Genomic DNA, 18,385 nt, shown 5'->3' with positions numbered 1-18,385 from the left:
TTATGATTTTTGATAAGGGATTGTCGTTCCGTCGGAACTCGTCGCTGACGTGTGTCTTCAGAGGCTGGGGGACTGCGACAGAGGTATGCATCAACTGTAGCGAAAGGGTGTGGCTCATCAGAAACCAGGATCAATCCGGGCGACCAATAGGACTGTTTTACCGAGGTCCAGACGCGTTGGAGCGAACGAAGGTACGCTTCGCGACCCGAAGTTACCGAACAGAAGAAAATTCTGCAGCCAGCAGCACCCATATCGAATCTCGACAGCGAAAACGGGGCTTTGCTCGACTCACTCGGGAAGTTTTCGCCACTCACCTCGTCACCAGTGAGTGTTACAGAAAATATATATAATAGTTCGTTGATTCTACACACACAATGTCGAGCCAACAGTATCCGCGTGGCCTCGCCCACGTGGGAATCACCGTGCCAGACCTCGATGAAGCAGTCGAATGGTATACGAGTACTCTCGGATTCACACACGTCCGGGGTCCAGAGACGATCGTCGCTGATGAGGGCCATGGAGGTCGCCAGGCAGCAAACGTGCTGGGTGATTTTGAGTCGATGCGGTTTGCACATCTGGTCACCGGAAACCAGATCGGAATCGAGCTGTTCGAGTTCGAGTCGACGGAAGGGATGTCGAATCCAGACCCGACGCAGCCGGGACTGTTTCACCTCTGTGTCATCGATCCGGATGTAGAAGGGCTTGCGACGCGCATCGAGGAGACTGGAGGTGATCATCACTCCGAAGTGTGGCAAATATTCGAAAACGATGACCAGTACACGCTGACGTACTGCAAAGACCCGTACGATAACCTCATTGAAATCTATTCACACAGTCACGAACGGATATACAGCAACCGTCCTGACTGACAGAATCTTTTGTAGGACGATCTCTCAGGAAACCGGGTCAGTACATGACCTTGCCGGCCGAGACGTTGAGATCCTGCCCGGTAATCCGATCGGAATCGGACGAGCAGAGAAACGCGGTCAGTTTGGCGATATCCTCGCGTTCGACCAGTTCACCGCGCGGGCTCTGCGATTCCGCATCCCTGCGGACCTCCTCGTAGCTGCGATCGGTCGAGGCGGCCTTTTCTTTGAAAACCCGCGTGATCCGGGGGCCGTCGACCGACCCCGGACAGATCGCGTTGACGTTGATATCGAACGAGCCGACTTCCGCGGCCAGTGTGCGGGTAAACCCGATCAGTCCCATTTTCGTCGCCGCGTACGGCGTTCGCTGCTCGAGTGGACGTTTGCCCGTCACGGAGGCGACGTTGACGATTCGCCCGTAGTTCTGTGCTTTCATCGCCGGGAGCACCTCTCGACACGTGACGAACGGTCCGCGGAGATTGACATCGACAGTCTCGTCCCACGCCTCCGTAGAAATCTCCTCACAGGGAGATGTCGGTCCCGCGATCCCCGCATTGTTCACCAGCACGTCGATCGTCTCGAATTCGGTGAGTGCGGCCTCGATAGTTGTGCGAACGTCCTCGGATCGCTTGAGATCTGTATAACAATCGAGTGCTCGTTGGTCCTCCGCTTCGATGAGGGATTTCGTCTCTTCCATCCCGCCTTCATCGATACCTGCGAGGACGACATCGGAACCCTGTCGTGCCAATTCGACGGCGATTGCCTGACCGATTCCACGCCCGCCACCAGTAACTACTGCAGTGCTATTCGGCCGCATATATGGAGAACGCGGACTCCAATATAAAAAACTACTGTTGGTATTCGCACAAATCGCCGGTCCCGGCCGATCCTCTCGCCAGCCGAAACGTATAACTGTCCGAGCGAAAATCAGGCACCTATGCCATACCGCGGCTACGAGGACTACTTCGACAGCAAACTGATTATCAGCGTCGCGACCACGGGAGGACATCAGGGGAAAGAGGCGAACCCGAACCTCCCGCTCGCGCCGGAAGAGATCGCTCGCGACGTCCGCGAGTGCGAAAAAGCGGGCGCGTCGATCGTTCACCTACACGCCCGAACTGACGACGGCGAGACGACCAAAGACCTCGATCGCTACCAGGCAATGGCCGACGCGATCGACGACCGCTGCGAGGACATCATCGTCAACTTCACCACCGGCGGCGGCGGCATTTACTCGCGGGAAGAGCGAATCGCGCCGGTGCTCGAAACCGACCCCCGTCCCGAGATGGCGACCGTCGACGTCGGACCGATGAACTTCGGCCAGACCCGAACGGCGATCAACCCCCGCGAGCAGAACGAGGAGTACGCAGAGCGGATGCGCGAGGCTGGCGTCAAACCGGAGCTCGAGGTGTTCAACCCCGGTCATCTACCCGAAGTAGAACACCTGATCGAGGAGGGACTACTCGACGACCCCTACTGGTGTACGCTCATTTTCGGGATGCAAACCGGGACGCCAGCCCACCCGAGAAACCTGATCAATCTCGTGGACAACCTCCCCGACCCCGTCGAGTGGCAGGCGCTTGCCGTCGGTCGCCATCAGCTCCCGCTGACGACGATGGCGATCGCACTCGGCGGCCACGTCCGCGTCGGCATGGAGGACAACGTCTACTACCGAAAGGGCGAACTGGCCGAGAGCAACGCCCAGTTCGTTCGCCGGACGGCACGGATCGCAGAGGAGCTTGACCGGCCGATCGCATCGACCGCCGAGACCCGTGAGATACTCGGCCTGTGAGGTTCGTCATCAGACCCGCCCGGTAGATCCGATCGATTTTTTGGCGATCTCGTCTCGAGACGGGACAGACCGATGTGTCGTTCTTGCTAGACGAACACTCTCGGTTTTCGAGGGGCGAATATTATATGGGGCCTGCTAACACGATTCATGTTCGGACGTGAACTGTCTGAAACGAACCCATGGCTGCCCGGGCGTTCGGTACCGACCGGTGTGAGGGCCGGTGATCACCGCCGGAAAGCGACGCGCGTGCTATTCGGGAGGGGCGAACTTTATATATACATGGTGCACGTGGAGAACGTATGGATGACACACCCGGACGGCGACTCCAAACCACGTCCATCTCGCTCGAAGTCGTCGAAATGCTTCGAGAACTGGACGGTGGACGGGTCACGGAACTCGCCGACGCACTCGAGCTAGCACCGAGTACGGTTCACGCGCACCTGACGACGCTGCTGTCGAAGGGGTACGTGGTCAAGGCCGGCGACGAGTACTATCTCAGTCTCCAGTTTCTCGACCACGGTGACTACGTTCGCAACAGGAAAGAAGCCTACAGGGTTGCGGAGTCCTACACCGAGCAACTCGCGGAGGAAACCGACTGTAGAGCGGTGTTTACCGTCGAAGAAAACGGACGAGGCGTCTACATTCACACGTCCTCGGGGCGACACGCCGTCTGGACGTACTCGACCGTCGGCAAGCAGTTTTCCCTCCACCAGACCGCCTCCGGAAAAGCGATTCTTTCGAGATATCCACGGGAGACTATCAGGACGTTCATCGATCGGTGGGGACTGCCGGCAGCGACGGAGAACACGATAACGGACGATGAAACGCTCTTCGACCAGCTCGAAACGATTCGCGAGAGCGGAATCGCCTTCAACTACGAGGAGCAACTGGAGGGCGTCAAAGCGGTCGGTGTACCAGTGAGCGGACCCGACGGGCAGGTCGTCGGTGCGTTCAGCGTCGCCAGCCCGGCGAACCGACTTACCGAAAATCAGTTCGAAGAGGACATTCCGAACACGCTCCTCGGCGTGGCGAACGAATTCGAACTCGAGATCTCGATGTCGTGAGACTGGGTTTACAACAGTATATTCGTAAAAATCAGATCTGATCGAGACCACCAGAGCTATTACAACTGTACGTGTGTAATTATATAGGTGCAAAACGCGAAAGTAGTGTGACACTGAGTGATGCGGACCGTCGGAGATCGCGAACGATGGTGGCAACGGACAGGAAGAGACAAATACCCCAAAGTACTTTTAAATAAGGCTAATAGAAAGAATGCAGATATATATTCGACGATCGAGGTGCGTTGTGAAGGTACACTGAATCCGGCGGTTCTGGGACACTAGAGCCGAGATTCGGGTCCAATACAGCTATCTTTGGAGAATGGATTAGAACGCCATCAATATCAAGAATAAAACCTCACAGCCCCTCAATTACTACTCTGGTAGGATTTCATTGGAAATTCCCACAGTAGATCGGATCAAGTGACAATTTACAGCCATAAGAAAAAGATCCATATATGTAAAATGATACATTTGAGAAGTGATGTCGAGTTGGGGAACCTGCGTCGAAATGCGATCTGTACCAGCGGCTGACACTTCGCCAGTCGCACCAGTTGGGGTCACGAAGCGTACGGATTGCCCTGCGTTGGCGATCGAGTAACGCCTCAGGTACCGAGGATCTCGTCGTATCGGGCACCGGTCTGTTTCAGCGTTTCCGTCGAGTAGAGGCGTTCGTGATCGACCGGCAGGAACTCCGCAGCCAGTTCGTCGATCCGTTCGTCGACGGCGTCGAGATCGCGACCGTGGATCATCGTAAACAGATTGTACGGCCACCCCTGTTCGGGGCGGCGGGGGCGGTGGTAACAGAGCGTGACGTAGGGTAAGCCCCCGGCACGTTCACCCCACTCGTCGAGTCGATCGTCGGGCACATCCCAGACGACCATACAGTTCGCGTCGAAGCCAGTAACGACGTGGTTGATGATACAGCCAACCCGTTTGAGACAACCATCGGCAAGCAGCTGTCGGACGCCCGCCAGTACGTCGGCACCGTCGGCGTCGAGTCGATCGGCCACATCTCTGTAGGGCGTTTTCGAGAGAGGAAACCCGTCCTGGATTGCGAGCAACAGGTCGGCCTCGAACGCCGAGAGGTTGCCGGCCGCATCCTCGCTGATCCGGGTCGCAGAGGAGTCCGTTGTTTCGGTGAGCGACTCGCGCGCGAACCGGTCGGTATTGACCACGGGAAACTCGAGATCGATGTAGTAATCCGTCAGCATCGGCAAGGTGAGCACGGGACAGCCGGTTCGCTCCTCGATTTCGGCAAGGATGGCGTCGCGCGTCTTTCGTGACCCGGCGGTCACGACGAACCACATATTCCACTCGTGATCGCGCGCGTAGTTGTGATTGACCTGTCGGTACTCGTTGATGATCGCGGCGGTCTCCTCGAATCGATCGTCGGGTGCCTGGACCGCGGCGAGCGTCGAGGAACCGATCACCGGCGGGTTGAGAACGGCCCCGAACCGGCGGACGATACCCAGATCGGACAGTCGGCAGACTCGATCGAAGACGTCCGATTCGTCGGTTCCGAGGTCGGTCGCGACGCGACGGAACGGGCGGTACTCGATCGGGAACCCGCTCTGGTAGCCGTCGATGATCGCCGCATCGGTGTCGTCGATAGCCTCCCGCCAGTCCCCCGAAAGGGTGCTCATTACGTCGACTACGGAAACGGGACGTGTATCGTTTTCGGGTCACAACGTAGGGGTGGGACTCGGAATCGAAGCTCAGGAAACGCTCCAGCGAAACCGATCGGCACCCCGGCTGAACGAACTATAATCATTATAACTATGGGAGACGTTATCATCGATCATGGAGCTAACCGAACCGATCTCGATCGACGGCGACGACCGCGAACGGATTTACGCGTACGTCGAGGCACACGGCGCGGTAGACCGGGATGAGGCACGAGCGGAACTGTTCCCGACGGACCCGCCGGGCGACCCACAGTATTCGCGTGCGTACCAGCACAACGTCGCGATCCTCAAACGCGACGGCTATCTCGACGAGGACGACGACGGCACTCTGCGGATAACGATCAGCGTCGAGGAGGACGATGAGGAGTTTACGGCCGACGACGTCGACGTGACGATCCGACCGGCCAGACAGGAGGATCTCTCGGGCATCGTCGGCGCGATGCGCCAGGTCGTCGAAGAGATGACCTACATCGAGGCCGAAAGCGTCGCGGACGAACTCGACCACGAGAACGTCCTGCTCAGACACAACGAGTTCGAGTCTCGGATGTTCTTCGTCGCGACGGTCGACGGCGACGTCGTCGGCTGGGCGCACCTGCACCTCCCGAACCTCGAAAAGCTCTCGCACACGGCAGAACTCACCGTCGGCGTCCTAGAAGAGTATCGCGGGATGGGGATCGGCAGCGAACTGCTCGATCGCGCACTCGAATGGGCCGCATCGACGACCAAGGAGAAAGTCTACCAGAGCGTCCCCTCGACGAACGAGGAGGCGATCGCGTTCTTCGAGAGCCGCGGCTGGGAGATCGAAGCGGTCCGCGAGAACCACTACAAACTGGGCGAGGAGTACATCGACGAGGTGATGATGGCGACGACGCTCTAGCTCGATCCCATTACCCCGTCGGCGTCGGATCGCGTTATCGAGTGCAGTCTCGGTTCGTTTTGCGTTCCTGAATGGAGTTGCGGCCCGCTTCGCGTTGTCGAACGCAGTGTTGGGTCGGTTTTCCAGTCTCGAACGCCCGGAAGCGGGACGCTTTTGCACGCGCCCTTCAAACTCCAGCACATGGCTCAGACGTCCCAGGAATTCGGCGAGTGGCCGCTGAAGCGGCTGATGACCGAGATCGTCGGCTCCGGCCCGAAATCCGCCGGCGACATGACTCGCGAACAGGCTCGCGAGGCGATGTACCGCATCTTCGCAGGCGAACCCGACCACACGACGCTCGGTGCCTTCTGGCTGGCAAATCGCTGGAAGCGCAACAACCCCGAAGAACTGGCGGCCTACACCGACGTGATGCGCGAGGAGTCGGTCCTGACCGCCGAACCGGACTGCGATCCGATCGACTGCGGGGCGAACTACGACGGGAAACACACCTCCGCGTTGCTCGGCGTCGGAGCCGGCCTCGTCGCCGCCGCCGCGGGCACTCCCGTCGTCGTCCACTCCGGCGATCGCGTCCCGACCCAGAAGGCGACGGCGTACAAACACGTCCTCGACGAACTCGGCGTCCGCACGGAACTCTCCCCCGCGGAGAGCGCCGACATGGTCGACGAGACTGGCTTCGGTTTCTACTACCAGCCCGAGTTCAACCCCGCAATCGACGACCTCTACGAGCGACGCGATCAGATGGGCGTACGGACGTTCGTCAACACGATCGAGACGGTCGCCAATCCCGCGAACGCCGACGTGCACCTCGGCTCGTTCTACCACCTGGCGTTCGCGAAGAAACTCTCGGACCTGCTAGAAGAGAGCGAGCGGCTCTCGTTCTCCCGCGCAATCTTCTTCCAGGGAATGGAGGGGTACGACGACATCCGGCCCGGCTACACGAAAGTCGCCGAGTGGAACGACGGAGAGGAGCTCACGGACTACGAGATCGAGACGGCCGAGTACGGGATGGAGATGGAGAGCGAAGACCTCGAAGTCGACGACGTCACGGCCGACTCCGCGACCATCACAGAAGACGTGCTCGCCGGCGAGCGCGACGACCAGTTCGCAGACGCGATCGCGCTCAACGGCGCGTTCCGACTGTACGCCCGGGAAGATGTCGACAGTCTCGAAGACGGTCTCGAGGCGGCCCGCGGCGCGATCGCAGACGGCAGTGCCGAGGCGGTACTCGCGAATCTGCGCGAGTACTGATCACGGGCCGTCGGCTCCAACACACGAAGGGAATACGAACGTTCGAAAATTCGATGTGCGGGTCGCCCCACCGACTCACTGTGTCGCTGTTTTTGTCCCCGCAGCGCTCGTGACGAGCGCACGGTGACACCAACAGAGACGTCAGCGCCCGCTTAGCGCGAGGGCGATTCGGAGCCCGCGAGTCGATCGGTTCGCGCCGTTACCTCGCGCAGTCGGTCGCTCGGGAACGCGGCGAGTCGATCGCTCGAGATGCGCCAGTCCCAGTTGCCCTCGGCGGTGCCGGGCGTGTTGAACCGGGCCTCGCTGCCGAGTCCGTAGCAATCGGGCAGCGGCGTAATGGCGAACACCGAGTCGCTCCCCCAGGCAGCCTCGAGAAACGCCCAGTGGATTTCGTGACCGTCCCCGAGGTAGTAGTGAAGACAATCTCGCTGTTCGTCGTCGATCGACTCGTACCAGCCGACGACCGTGTCCGTGTCGTGAGTCGCCGGGTAGGCGACGCTGTCTTCGGGAAAGACGTGGGGCTGGTAGAGGTGGTCTTCGGTACACCAGTCGGCGTACTGGAGGACGCGCATACCGGGCGCGTCGATCGACTGGCGAAGTCGCTCCAGACTGTCGGTGAGGTGGCCCAGATCCTCCGCGATGAGCGGCAGGTCGTCGCGTCCAGCCTCAACGGCATCGAACAGGTCGCGGCCGGGACCTTCGCGCCACTCGCCTTCGTGGGCCGGCGCGTCGGCCGGAATCGCCCAGTAGCGATCGAACGCGAGGAAGTGATCGAGCCGGGCGATATCGACCAGGTCGAACAGGCGCTCGAACCGATCGATCCACCACTGGTAGCCGGTTTCAGCGAGGCGATCCCAGTCGTAGACCGGGTTCCCCCACTTCTGCCCCTCGTCGGCGCCCGGCGGAACGCCCGAAACGACCGCAGGACTGCCGTCGTCGTCGAGTTCGAAGAGGTCGGGATTGGCCCAGACGTCGGCGCTGTCGAGTGCGACGTAGATCGGGAGATCGCCGACGATTTCGACGCCGTGCGCTGCAGCGTGGTCGCGAAGTGCGCCCCACTGCTCGGCCGCTAGATACTGGACGAACGCGTGATACCGGATCTCTTGCGATCGTTTCTCGCGGGAGTCTGCGAGCGCATCCGGGTCGCGCAGCCGAATCGGCTCCGGCCAGTCGAGCCAGGCCTGCCCGTCGAAGTCGTCTTTCAGGGCCGCAAAGTGTGCGTAGGCGTCGACCCAGGCCGACTCCTCGCGAAACTGTTCGAGCCCGTCGACCAGTTCGGCGGGCCGTTCGCGTTCGACCGTCTCGAAGGCCTCCCGCAGCCGCGGTTCCTTGAACGATCGAACCGCGTCGTAGGCGACCCGATCGTCCGCGAGATCGTGATCGAGGACGGGATCGGGTTCGAGGTCCGCGGCGTCGAGAAGCCCGCGGTCACGAAGCCCGTCCAGATCGATCAGGAGCGGCGAGATGGCGAACGACGAGGACGACTGGTACGGCGAGTCGCCGTGGATGCCGACGGTCGGCCCGAGCGGGCAGAGTTGCCAGAGCGACTGACCGGCCTCGGCGATCGTCTCGACGAACGATCGGGCCGGCGCGCCGATCGAGCCGATGCCGTGCGGGCCGGGGAGCGCCGTCGGGTGGCAAAACACCCCGCTTCGTCGATCGAAATCCGTCACGTCAGCTCACCCACACCGTTTCGAGGGCGGTGCCGACGTCGATGAGGTCTTCGGCGTCGGTCGCCGCGACCACTTGCACGTAGTCCGCGTCCTCGATGTCGAGGGTGGCTTCGAACTCGCCGTCTTCGATAGCGGCGGTTTCGTGGCCGTCGGGCAGCCAGCAGATGAGTTCGTCTCCGTCGCTCGTCCCGGTGATGGTCGCGGTGTCCTCGGAGACCGCAACCTCGTCGATCGAGAGCGACGGGGATTCTGGCGCGCCACCGTCGTAGCGCTCCTCGATGAACCGCGGCGTCTCCACGGGGGTTCCCGCATCGATCGCGTGTGCCAGGCGGACGAACTGGGCCATACTCCAGGCCAGCGGCGTCGCCGCGCCGGTTCCTTCACCGAACTCCCAGCCGTACTCGGTCGGGTACTCCCGGTCCCAGACCTGTTCGGGGATCATCCGCCCGGAGTTCGAGAAATCACACATCGTCTCGAGCATGTTTTCGGGCGCGAGCGGTCCCTCCTCGGTCCCGGCGATCAGTTCGTACTCGGCGCGTTCGCCGGTGAAGATCGGCCAGAGCCGGCCGCTGCCCTGTGCCTCGAGCGTCCACGGCGCGCCCTCGTCGGGTTCGCCTTCCCCGACTTCGCCGTAGCCGTCGCCGTTGTAGCGATACCAGCCGGGACCGTGTGGCGTCTCGACGCGGATCGTTTCGTCGACGACCGAGACCGAGTTCTCGATGACCGCCTCGTCGGGATCGCGGATGCCGAGTCGGACGAGTTCGAGGAAGCCAGCGTCGATGATCGCTCGCTCGTCGAGCGTGGGACCGTTGTTGGCGAGTTCGCGGCGCATCCCGTCCTCGGGATTGCCGTTTCGCGTCACGCGAACGTAGTACGGTGTCTGATCGTACCGATCGATTCCGGTCTCGGTTGCACACCAGTCGTCGACGCGGACTCGCCAGTCGTCGGCGTGGGCGAGGTAGGTGAGCGCGTCGGCGCGTTCGCCTTCCGCGTCAGCCAGCGGAGCCGCACATGCGATGCCGGCGATCTCGGCGGCGATCGTACTCGGTGAGTATCCGGCCTCTTCCTCCCAGCGCTCCTGACCGCTGTGTGGGCCCGATCGGAGCAGGTACTCGACGGAGCGACGGACGTTGTCGTAGTCGTAGTCGACGTCCGCGAAGTCGATGCCGTGGTGGTCTGTGAGCTGGTAGGCCATCACGGACGGGAACGAGATGTTGTCGAGCTGTTCGCCGCCCCAGCGGGTGCGCCCGTCGAGGAAGGTGTTCTGTGGCAGGAAGCCGTTGTCCCGTTGCTGGTAGTCGTAGATGTACTCGAGGGCTTCGCGGGCGCTGTCGACGTCGCCGGCGGCCCGGAGCGCGGTAAACACCTGATAGAGGTCACGCGCCCACGAGAAGTTGTAGCCGAAGTCTCGGGGGTGTTCGGCGTTCTCTGCGTCGCCCCAGGGAACGCACGGACTGGCGATGCCGGCACCGATGAACGTCTTGTCTTCGACGGCTTTGAGCACCATCATCGCGGCCCGGTACTGGTCTGCGAGTTTGGGCGTCTCCGCGACCGAGTCGGGAAGCGTAAACTGGGAGAGGTACGACTGCCAGCCGTCGACGTACTCGTCGCGGACATCGACGTAGCCCCGATCGAGCGTGGCGTTGGCATCGTCGAGCGCCGCCTCGGTGTCGCCGTCTTCAGCGAACCCGAGCGCGACAGTGTCCGCGATCGAGCTAACGGTGTTCCCGAGCCGGCCGACGAGGATGCTGTGTCCGGGACCGGTCTCCTCGCTCGGATCGATCGATTCGCCATCGACGAACAGTTGTGCGAGTTCGTTCGACCACGAGCGATCGGCGGTGGCCCAGTCGAAGCCGCGACGGGAGGTAAGCGCGGCGGCGACGCTGTACGGTTCCCCCTCGGTGTCGACGACGGACGGATCGTCGGCCTCGCCCGTTTCGTGGGCGGTCAGCGCGTAGCCGTCGCCGTCTTCGACGCGGTTTGCACCGGTTCCCCGGAGGTAGCCCGAGAGCGCGGCGTCCCCGACGACGTAGATGTCGTACTGGTTGCCGTCCGTGGCGGTGAAGTTCACGCTCAGGAGGATCGAATCCTGATCCGGGTCGGTGACGTACTCCACCATGAGCTGCCACTCGTGGCCGTCGCGGCCGGTCTCGGTGATCGTCTGTCGGTACACCGGCGCGTCGGTGCCGACCATCTCCGTGGACCGATCGAGACTCTCGAGTGCGTCGTCGGTTCGCAGTTCGTTGTGGGTCCGCGCGGTGTACGTCGAGTCGTCGTCCGCGTCGACGACGAGGAAGTCGACGGTACGGAAGTTCATCAGGTCGATGCGCGGGAACCGCGGTTCGGTCATCGCGCCTTCAGTGAGCGTAAACCAGACGCGCGAGGGGTCCTCGGAGCCGTGATCGCAAGCCGTCCCGATTCCGTACGTCTCGCCGGTCGTCCACGTCGAATGGGCGGCCGGCCCGGAGATCATGCTCGCGTCGGTAGTGACGCCCGCCTCCTGCAACGCGGCGATAGTGGCCGATCGGAGCGCGTGGGCCCAGGCGTAGGGCGTCGCGCTGTCTCCGGTGCCGTCGTCGAACACCTGTTCGGAAATGTATCCCGACTCATGGGCGAGTTCGCCGCCCGGAAGGATCAACTCGAGCAACCCGCGGCTTCGATCGAACCAGGCGTCGATCGTTTCCTCGCTCCGGTCTGCCGCCTCGAGCAGTTCCGCGAGTTCGACGCTCGCGTGGGCAGCCCAGCCGACCGACAGCGGCCAGACCTTCGAGTCCGCCTGGTCGTCACGTCGCCACTCGTCACCCTCGTAACGAGCGAGTCCGGAGACCGCGTCCTCCGGGGTGCGCTCGAGTCCGTCGATCGTCGTTTCGACGTGGCTCTCGAGTCGATCGAGTCGGTCGGCGGCGATACCACCGACGAGGGCGGCGTACTCGCGGTGGGCGCTGACGAGCGCCAGCGTGCCCACGTCGAGTCCGTCGTCTCCCGGTTTCCGGGCGAAGACGCCCCGATCGGTCCAGCGATCGTCGAGATCCGCGTAGATCGCCGCGGCGTGCTCTTCGACTCGGTCCTGTATCTCCTCGTCGACGGGTGCACGGGCGACGGCTGCAAACGCCTCGAGAACGGTCGCGGCCGTGTGGGTAAACCGACCGAGTTCGTCCTCCCAGAGACACTGACAGGTGCCGGGTAGCCCGTCCGGATCGAGGCAGTCGACGATGCCGTCGACACCGCTCTCGATCGTGTCCTCGATCATCGTGATCTTGTCCGGATCGAGCGACTGCGTCCGAAGGTACGTCGCCAGGAACGCGAGGACGCTCGCGCTCGCGTCGAGCTGGAACTCCGGCCCGTCGCCGGTGACCCGATCGTGTGCCCAGCCCGGGGCGATCGAACCGTCGTGGGCCCAGACGCGCTGTGGCCAGGTGCCATCGGAAAGCTGGGTCTCACAGTAGAACGCGACGCTATCGGCGTGGGTCTTGGTGAGACCGATGTCGAACGTTTCGTCGACCTGGAGCAGATGGCTCGCGATTTCGGCGTCGTCGCGGAACCAGGCGTAGCCGTAACCGCCGGTGTAGACGTGATACGGGTCGTACTCCGGGCCCTTGATTCGGGCACCGGTCGGTGCGGTGAGCAGCGACAGCGTCCGCAAGTCGTCGTGGACGGGCGCCTTGTGCGGATGGTCCGGTACCTCGAAGGTGCTGTGGGCGTTGGCTCGATTGCGAATCCGACTGTCGGTCTGGTAGTGGTCGGCAAACGCCCGGACGTGTGCGAGCGCGTCCGCACGCGTTGTTTCCGAATGATCCGCGATGAGCGAGACGAGCGTCGTCTGTGCGAGGTCGCCCTCGTCGTCGAGAGGAGCAGCGACGACGATCGTGTCCGAGAGGTCGTCGGTCGCTTTCACGTCGCCGGGATAGGGCACCGGCTCGTCCTCGAGCAGTTCGTCGAAGCCGCCGACTTTCCGGCCGGCGACGTCCTCGAGACCGGTCGATGCGGTCACGTAATCGTGCTCGTCGTGGTGGAACACCTCGACGACGTCCTCGTGACAGAGCTGGCCGACGCTGCGGTCCTGGCCGTCCGGCGCGAACGTCAGTGCCGCGACCAGTTTCGCACGCTCCGGGACCGCCCCACGCAGTTCGAGATGGGTAAAGTGGGCGCGTTCGAGCGTGTAATCGTACTGACGGAGCGTTATGGAACCGGCGTCGTACTCGGTGATGACGATCGTCGTCTCGTCGTCGTACTCCTGTTTGATCGTCTCCATCTCGTCGAACCAGGTGAGGTCGTCCCCGATCTGAATGCCGAGACGAGAGTGTTCGATACCGGTCAGTCCGAGCGTTCCCTTCGAATAATCTCGGATCATCCCGGATCGATCGACGTAGACGAGACGGCCGTCGTCGCCGGTAAAGTGTCCGTTAGTCGACCGGCGTTCGCCGGGATGTCGGTCCTGCGCTCTACAGTCGTGTTTGTACTCGTTGAGTGTCGTTCGCATATTCATGTGTTGATCGTGTGCGTTTACCGTCCCCCCAGTGGGCGCAACTGCCTCGTGACGATATACTGAATTACAACACCTATTGTAAATATTTTTGTCCTTGTGACAGCAGGTCTACTATTCAGAAAGAGTAGTACTGGATGGAAAGGACAAAGTAGTACTACACGTGTTGTTAATCATTGATGGAGCATCCTGGACCACCACAGTTCGCCGCTGTCGGGGACGCGGTCGACCTCGCACCTCGGAATCCCGATCCGGCGGCAACGTACGACTGGCGAATCGTCGACGCACCGGCCGAGAGCACGCTGACGCTCGGAACAGATCCCGTTCTCGAGTTCGTACCCGACGCACCGGGGACGTATACGCTCGCACTCGACGGGCCCAGCGGAGAACACCGACTGACGATTCGGGCGTTCCCGGAATCCCGGAACAAGACGACCCCCGAGGGAGGCTCCGGTGAGTACGGATTCGCCGGTGGATACGCAGAACCAGGCAGTGACGAAGGGGGGGATCGACCGCGAATCCAGCTTCACGGGCGGCTCGAAGACGGCGAAGTCGTCCTCGACGCCACGGCACGCTCTGCACCCGAAAGCGACGTGCCCGGCGAGGAACTCGACGTGGAGTTCGTCGCCGACGACCGTGACCCGCTCGACACCGCCGACATCGCCGTCGAGGGGCAGACAGCGCGAATCGCTCCCGACGCGATCGGGGACCGAAGCCGCGTTCACGCGGTCGCCGTCGGAACCGCTCACAGCGTCGCAGACGCCGTCGCGATCGAGCGAACGGACGACGACATCGTCGTCGACAGGCTCTACGACCCGCCGGCCTGGAGCAACGACATCACGCTGTACGAGGTGTTCCTCCGGTCGTTCGCGCCGGAAGACGAACCGACGTTCGAGGCGCTCGAGGCCCGACTTCCGGAACTCGTCGAACTCGGCATCGACTGCCTCTGGCTGTCACCGGTCCTCCAGCACGACGGCTTCCCACACGGCTACAACATCGTCGACTTCTTCTCGATCGCCGACGACCTCGGCACGCGAGCCGAGTTCGAGGCGTTCGTCGACGCCTGTCACGACCACGGAATCAGAGTCCTGTTCGACCTCGTATTGAATCATTCCGCACGCGACCACGAATTTTACCAGCGGGCACTCGAGGACGACCCCGAGTACCGAGACTGGTACGAGTGGGAAGACGAAGAGGCGAACGAACCGGCGACGTACTTCGACTGGCCGTACATCGCGAACTTTAATTTCAGAAACCTCACTGTGCGACGACACCTTCTCGAGGTCGTCGACGAGTGGGCACCCGTCGTTGACGGCTTCCGCTGTGACATGGCCTGGGCCGTGCCGACGAACTTCTGGCAGGAGATCCGCGATCGCGTTCGCGCACACGACTCGGAGTTCCTGTTGCTCGACGAGACGATCCCATACATTCCGGACTTCCACGAGGGCTGTTTCGATATCCACTTCGATACGACGCTGTACTTCGCGCTGCGAGAGATCGGCCAGGCGAATATGACGGCCGACGCCGTCTCGAACGCCATCACCCAGCGCACCGAAATCGGCTTCCCCGACCACGCCGCGTTCCTCCAGTACATCGAAAATCACGACGAAACGCGCTACGTCGAGGAGTGTGGCCGTCCACAGACCGAAGCCGCTGCGGGCGCGATCTTCACCCTGCCCGGCACGCCGCTGCTGTATGCCGGCCAGGAGATCGGGGAGACCGAACGCCGCAGTCCGATCGACTGGGACGACGCCGACGAGGAGCTGTACGACCACTACCGATCGCTGATCCGACTCCGCGACGAGCGACCGGAACTGAGCCGCAACGGGGCCTTCGAGCCGGTCGAGATCGACGCCGAACACGAGGGCGTGGTCGCCTACGCTCGCGAAGCCGACGGTCAGCGAAGCGTCGTCGTCCTGAACTTCGGCCCGGTCGCGGCGACCGTCGACATTCACGGCGAGTCCGTGTCGACGACCGATCTGCGAACCGGCACGGACGTCGGTCGCGACGACGGCACGCTGTCCGTCGAGAGCTGCGTCGTCCTCGAAGCGTCGCCGTCGGGTGAGTCCCGATGAGCAGAACCTCCGGCAAGGGGTGTGTCGTCCTCGACGATCGGACCGACGAACTCTGTACGTGGTGTGCAGAGACGCTCGAGGCACGCGACGACCCGTTCGAAGGCGCACGGGAGATCGTCCCGAAACTGGGGGGACACTGGTGTGAGGATCACGCCGAGTTCGGGTTCTGGACGCCCGAAATCGGCGCAAACGGCGTTCCGGAAGAAGACGTCTACCTCGAAGTATTCACGCCGCCGGCCGACGCCGATCCGGGTGCCGACGAACAGACGCTCTCGGTCCGATACGATCGCGTCCCGACCCGGCGATCCGGCGAGTACACCTGGGTTGCGGTTTCGGGAATACAGGCCGGCGGCCGGAATCGACTCGGTTCGCTGTACCGCCTCACCTACCGCGACGACGACGGGTGGGAGACGCTCACCGATCCGCTCGCGTACTCGGTGCCGTTCGGCGCGTACGCACCCGCCGAACTGTACGATGTCGACCACCTCGATGCGGTGCGCGACGATCGAGACTATTTCGAGGCTCTCGGCACCCGCGCGGAGCGAATCGAGACGAGCGAGGACGACGGCCTGCCCCGCGTCGAGCCGGCGACCAACATGCTCGAACTCCATCCTCGCAGTGCGACCGACGACGGCTCGCTCGCGGGCCTGGCCCGCCGGTTCGAGGAAATCGGCCGCAAGCAGCGCGCCGGCGAGGAACTGACGCCGGCCGAGCGGAACTTCGCGGGCTACGACGGCGTCCAGTTGATGCCGATCGCCCCGATCGCGGAGGGCGACTATCAGCCCGATCACTTCGAAGTCGAGGGCGATCGCTTCGAGGTCGAAACCGGTTCAGCGGAAGCCGAATCGACCGATATCGAGGTCACGTTCCGGAGCCCCGACATGAGCAACTGGGGGTACGACATCGTGATCTCCGGGTTCGGCGCGATCAATCCCGCGGTGCTCGAGACCGGACGACCTGACGAACTCGTAGACTTCATCGCGACGCTACACACCCTGCCGGAGCCGATGCGGGTCGTCTTCGATATCGCACTCGGCCATGCGGACAACGGGGCGCTTCCGTTGCTCGCAGAACAGTACTTCGAGGGGCCGGGTATGTACGGGCAGGAACTCGACTACACCCAGCCGACGGTGCGGGCGATCTTGCTCGAACTCCAGCGCCGAAAGATGGACTGGGGGGCAGACGGGATCCGGGTCGACGGCGCACAGGACTTTACGAACTGGGACCCAGAGACCGAATCCGAGTGGCACGACGACGAGTTCCTGGCGTCGATGGACGCCATCACCCAGGAGGTCGCCGGCACCGAGTACCGGCCCTGGATGATCTTCGAGGACGGCCGCCCCTGGCCCGAAGAAGACTGGGAACTGGCCTCGACGTACCGCCAACTCATCGATCAGCATCCCCATTCGTTCCAGTGGGGACCGGTAACCTTCGCACACAACACGCCCGCGATCCTCACGTTCTGGGCGACGAAGTGGTGGCGCGTCCGCGAAGTTGCCGACATGGGAAGTCAGTGGATCTCCGGCGTCGCCAACCACGACACGCTCCGCCGGGGTGCACAGGTCGAAATCGGCGAGGCGTGGAACGCCACGCAGGAAAACCCCTATCTCGCTGAGACGCTCCCCGAGACGATCCAGCGCGCGTACAACAACCCCGCCTCGAACGCGCTCTTTTACTGTTTCCTGCCGGGCGTTCCGATGGACTTCCTCAACGCGAACATGCGCGCCCCCTGGGACTTCATTCGCGACACCGACGACGCCTGGAACGTCAAGGTGGTCGGCGAGGCGGCGTACTTCGTCAACTGGCACGTCTCCGAGGAGCGGTACGACGATCCCGCCCACTTCTCGCGACTCAAGGATCTCGGCTTCGACGATCGCGACGAACTCTGTGAGTTCGTCCACGCCCTCGCCTCGGCCGTCGACGTCACGAACTACGACCTCGAGACGATGGCGACGGTTCTCGCGACGCTCTCGCCGCCGCTGGGCGACGACGAACTGACCGCCGACGACCTCGACGCGTTCGCCCTCGCCTGGATGCGCGATCTCGAAGAGTACTGCAACCTGCGCCACTGGGAGGGCGACCAGGACCCCGAACGAACCGCCTTCGATCGACGCGTCCGGGCGTTCCGCCACGATCGATCGTGGCTTCGTGAGGACCTTCGTGAGGACGACGTCTTCGACTACCACCACCCCACCGAGGGGACGGTGCTCTACTACGGACTGCGCCACGGGCCGGACGGAGACGAGGACGTGCTGTTCGCCGCGAACATGGAGGGACGCTCCGAAACCGTCGTTCCGTCCGAACTTCTCGCGGATGCGGGTGCAGACGCAGGCGACGGCTGGGAACTCGCACTCGCGACGGAGGGCGTCACCGAGGCCCGCGTCGACGACCCCGTCACCGTCGCTGACAGCGACGTCGTCGTCTTCACGCGGTCGAACTGACCGGCCGGTCGATCGACCTGGTTTGTTCGGCGGACGGTTCGACGCCCAGAGCGACAACCGGATAGTTGCGTCGACGGTCGTCCGATCGCGCCCACGGAAACCCCGAACTGGAAGAGTAACAAAAAGGGATAGAAATTGTTGTGGACGATACGCTTTCGCCACCGACTCCCGACAACGGTTA

11 protein-coding genes are annotated in these 18,385 nt (G+C 62.7%); 7 read left to right on the top strand and 4 right to left on the bottom strand.

Annotated elements, in window-relative coordinates; genetic code table 11:
• The first annotated feature begins 374 nt into the window (after window positions 1-374).
• Complete coding sequence (locus AC6I6L_RS00350; RefSeq protein ID WP_497915726.1) at window positions 375-869, top strand: VOC family protein; 495 nt, start codon at window positions 375-377, stop codon at window positions 867-869.
• A gap of 37 nt (window positions 870-906) precedes the next feature.
• Here the strand turns inward: AC6I6L_RS00350 and AC6I6L_RS00345 are convergent, their stop codons facing one another.
• Entirely contained in the window at window positions 907-1,683 is a 777-nt protein-coding gene (locus tag AC6I6L_RS00345; protein WP_497915725.1) for an SDR family NAD(P)-dependent oxidoreductase, read from the bottom strand.
• Between the two features lie 120 nt (window positions 1,684-1,803).
• Here AC6I6L_RS00345 and AC6I6L_RS00340 point away from each other — a divergent pair, with 120 nt between their 5' ends.
• Both AC6I6L_RS00340 and AC6I6L_RS00335 read left to right on the top strand, forming a co-directional pair.
• Window positions 1,804-2,658 carry a beta-keto acid cleavage family enzyme gene (locus tag AC6I6L_RS00340; protein WP_497915724.1) on the top strand — a complete coding sequence of 285 codons (855 nt, stop codon included), beginning with the start codon at window positions 1,804-1,806 and terminating at the stop codon, window positions 2,656-2,658.
• Window positions 2,659-2,957: 299 nt separating this feature from the next.
• Window positions 2,958-3,722, top strand: coding sequence for an IclR family transcriptional regulator (locus AC6I6L_RS00335; RefSeq protein ID WP_497915723.1), 765 nt, complete (start codon window positions 2,958-2,960; stop codon window positions 3,720-3,722).
• Window positions 3,723-4,324: 602 nt separating this feature from the next.
• Here AC6I6L_RS00335 and ahbB read toward each other — a convergent pair.
• Window positions 4,325-5,365, bottom strand: a complete 1,041-nt coding sequence (gene ahbB / locus AC6I6L_RS00330) for a siroheme decarboxylase subunit beta (protein WP_497915722.1) — start codon at window positions 5,363-5,365, stop codon at window positions 4,325-4,327.
• Window positions 5,366-5,522: 157 nt separating this feature from the next.
• On the opposite strand from ahbB, the gene AC6I6L_RS00325 reads away from it, so the two are divergent.
• Complete coding sequence (locus AC6I6L_RS00325) at window positions 5,523-6,284, top strand: GNAT family N-acetyltransferase (RefSeq protein WP_497915721.1); 762 nt, start codon at window positions 5,523-5,525, stop codon at window positions 6,282-6,284.
• Between the two features lie 180 nt (window positions 6,285-6,464).
• Window positions 6,465-7,532: an anthranilate phosphoribosyltransferase gene (locus tag AC6I6L_RS00320; protein ID WP_497915720.1), complete on the top strand. Its 1,068-nt coding sequence runs from the start codon at window positions 6,465-6,467 to the stop codon at window positions 7,530-7,532.
• A 152-nt stretch (window positions 7,533-7,684) separates the two neighbouring features.
• Here AC6I6L_RS00320 and malQ read toward each other — a convergent pair whose 3' ends face one another.
• Window positions 7,685-9,205 carry a 4-alpha-glucanotransferase gene (gene malQ / locus AC6I6L_RS00315; protein ID WP_497915719.1) on the bottom strand — a complete coding sequence of 507 codons (1,521 nt, stop codon included), beginning with the start codon at window positions 9,203-9,205 and terminating at the stop codon, window positions 7,685-7,687.
• A 1-nt stretch (window position 9,206) separates the two neighbouring features.
• Window positions 9,207-13,691 (bottom strand): DUF7997 domain-containing protein, encoded by a 4,485-nt coding sequence (locus AC6I6L_RS00310; protein ID WP_497915718.1) that lies wholly within the window; start codon window positions 13,689-13,691, stop codon window positions 9,207-9,209.
• 176 nt (window positions 13,692-13,867) lie between these two features.
• Between AC6I6L_RS00310 and malA the strand changes: the two genes are divergently transcribed.
• Window positions 13,868-15,763 carry an alpha-amylase MalA gene (gene malA / locus AC6I6L_RS00305; protein ID WP_497915717.1) on the top strand — a complete coding sequence of 632 codons (1,896 nt, stop codon included), beginning with the start codon at window positions 13,868-13,870 and terminating at the stop codon, window positions 15,761-15,763.
• Window positions 15,760-18,204 carry a glucosylglycerol hydrolase gene (gghA, locus tag AC6I6L_RS00300; protein WP_497915716.1) on the top strand — a complete coding sequence of 815 codons (2,445 nt, stop codon included), beginning with the start codon at window positions 15,760-15,762 and terminating at the stop codon, window positions 18,202-18,204. The genes malA and gghA overlap by 4 nt, the downstream gene beginning before the upstream one ends.
• Window positions 18,205-18,385: the final 181 nt, after the last annotated feature.

The organism is Halosolutus sp. DAT137 (assembly GCF_059736405.1).
The sequence above is the reverse complement of the archived record's forward strand: the minus strand, read 5'-3'. Positions and strand labels throughout refer to the sequence as shown.

Bases quoted from the DNA above. Each gene is read 5' to 3' on its own strand.
- AC6I6L_RS00350 (WP_497915726.1), top strand. From the start codon at position 375: ATGTCGAGCCAACAGTATCCGCGTGGCCTCGCCCACGTGGGAATCACC.
- AC6I6L_RS00345 (WP_497915725.1), bottom strand. From the start codon at position 1,683: ATGCGGCCGAATAGCACTGCAGTAGTTACTGGTGGCGGGCGTGGAATC.
- AC6I6L_RS00340 (WP_497915724.1), top strand. From the start codon at position 1,804: ATGCCATACCGCGGCTACGAGGACTACTTCGACAGCAAACTGATTATC.
- AC6I6L_RS00335 (WP_497915723.1), top strand. From the start codon at position 2,958: ATGGATGACACACCCGGACGGCGACTCCAAACCACGTCCATCTCGCTC.
- ahbB (WP_497915722.1), bottom strand. From the start codon at position 5,365: ATGAGCACCCTTTCGGGGGACTGGCGGGAGGCTATCGACGACACCGAT.
- AC6I6L_RS00325 (WP_497915721.1), top strand. From the start codon at position 5,523: ATGGAGCTAACCGAACCGATCTCGATCGACGGCGACGACCGCGAACGG.
- AC6I6L_RS00320 (WP_497915720.1), top strand. From the start codon at position 6,465: ATGGCTCAGACGTCCCAGGAATTCGGCGAGTGGCCGCTGAAGCGGCTG.
- AC6I6L_RS00310 (WP_497915718.1), bottom strand. From the start codon at position 13,691: ATGAATATGCGAACGACACTCAACGAGTACAAACACGACTGTAGAGCG.
- malA (WP_497915717.1), top strand. From the start codon at position 13,868: ATGGAGCATCCTGGACCACCACAGTTCGCCGCTGTCGGGGACGCGGTC.
- gghA (WP_497915716.1), top strand. From the start codon at position 15,760: ATGAGCAGAACCTCCGGCAAGGGGTGTGTCGTCCTCGACGATCGGACC.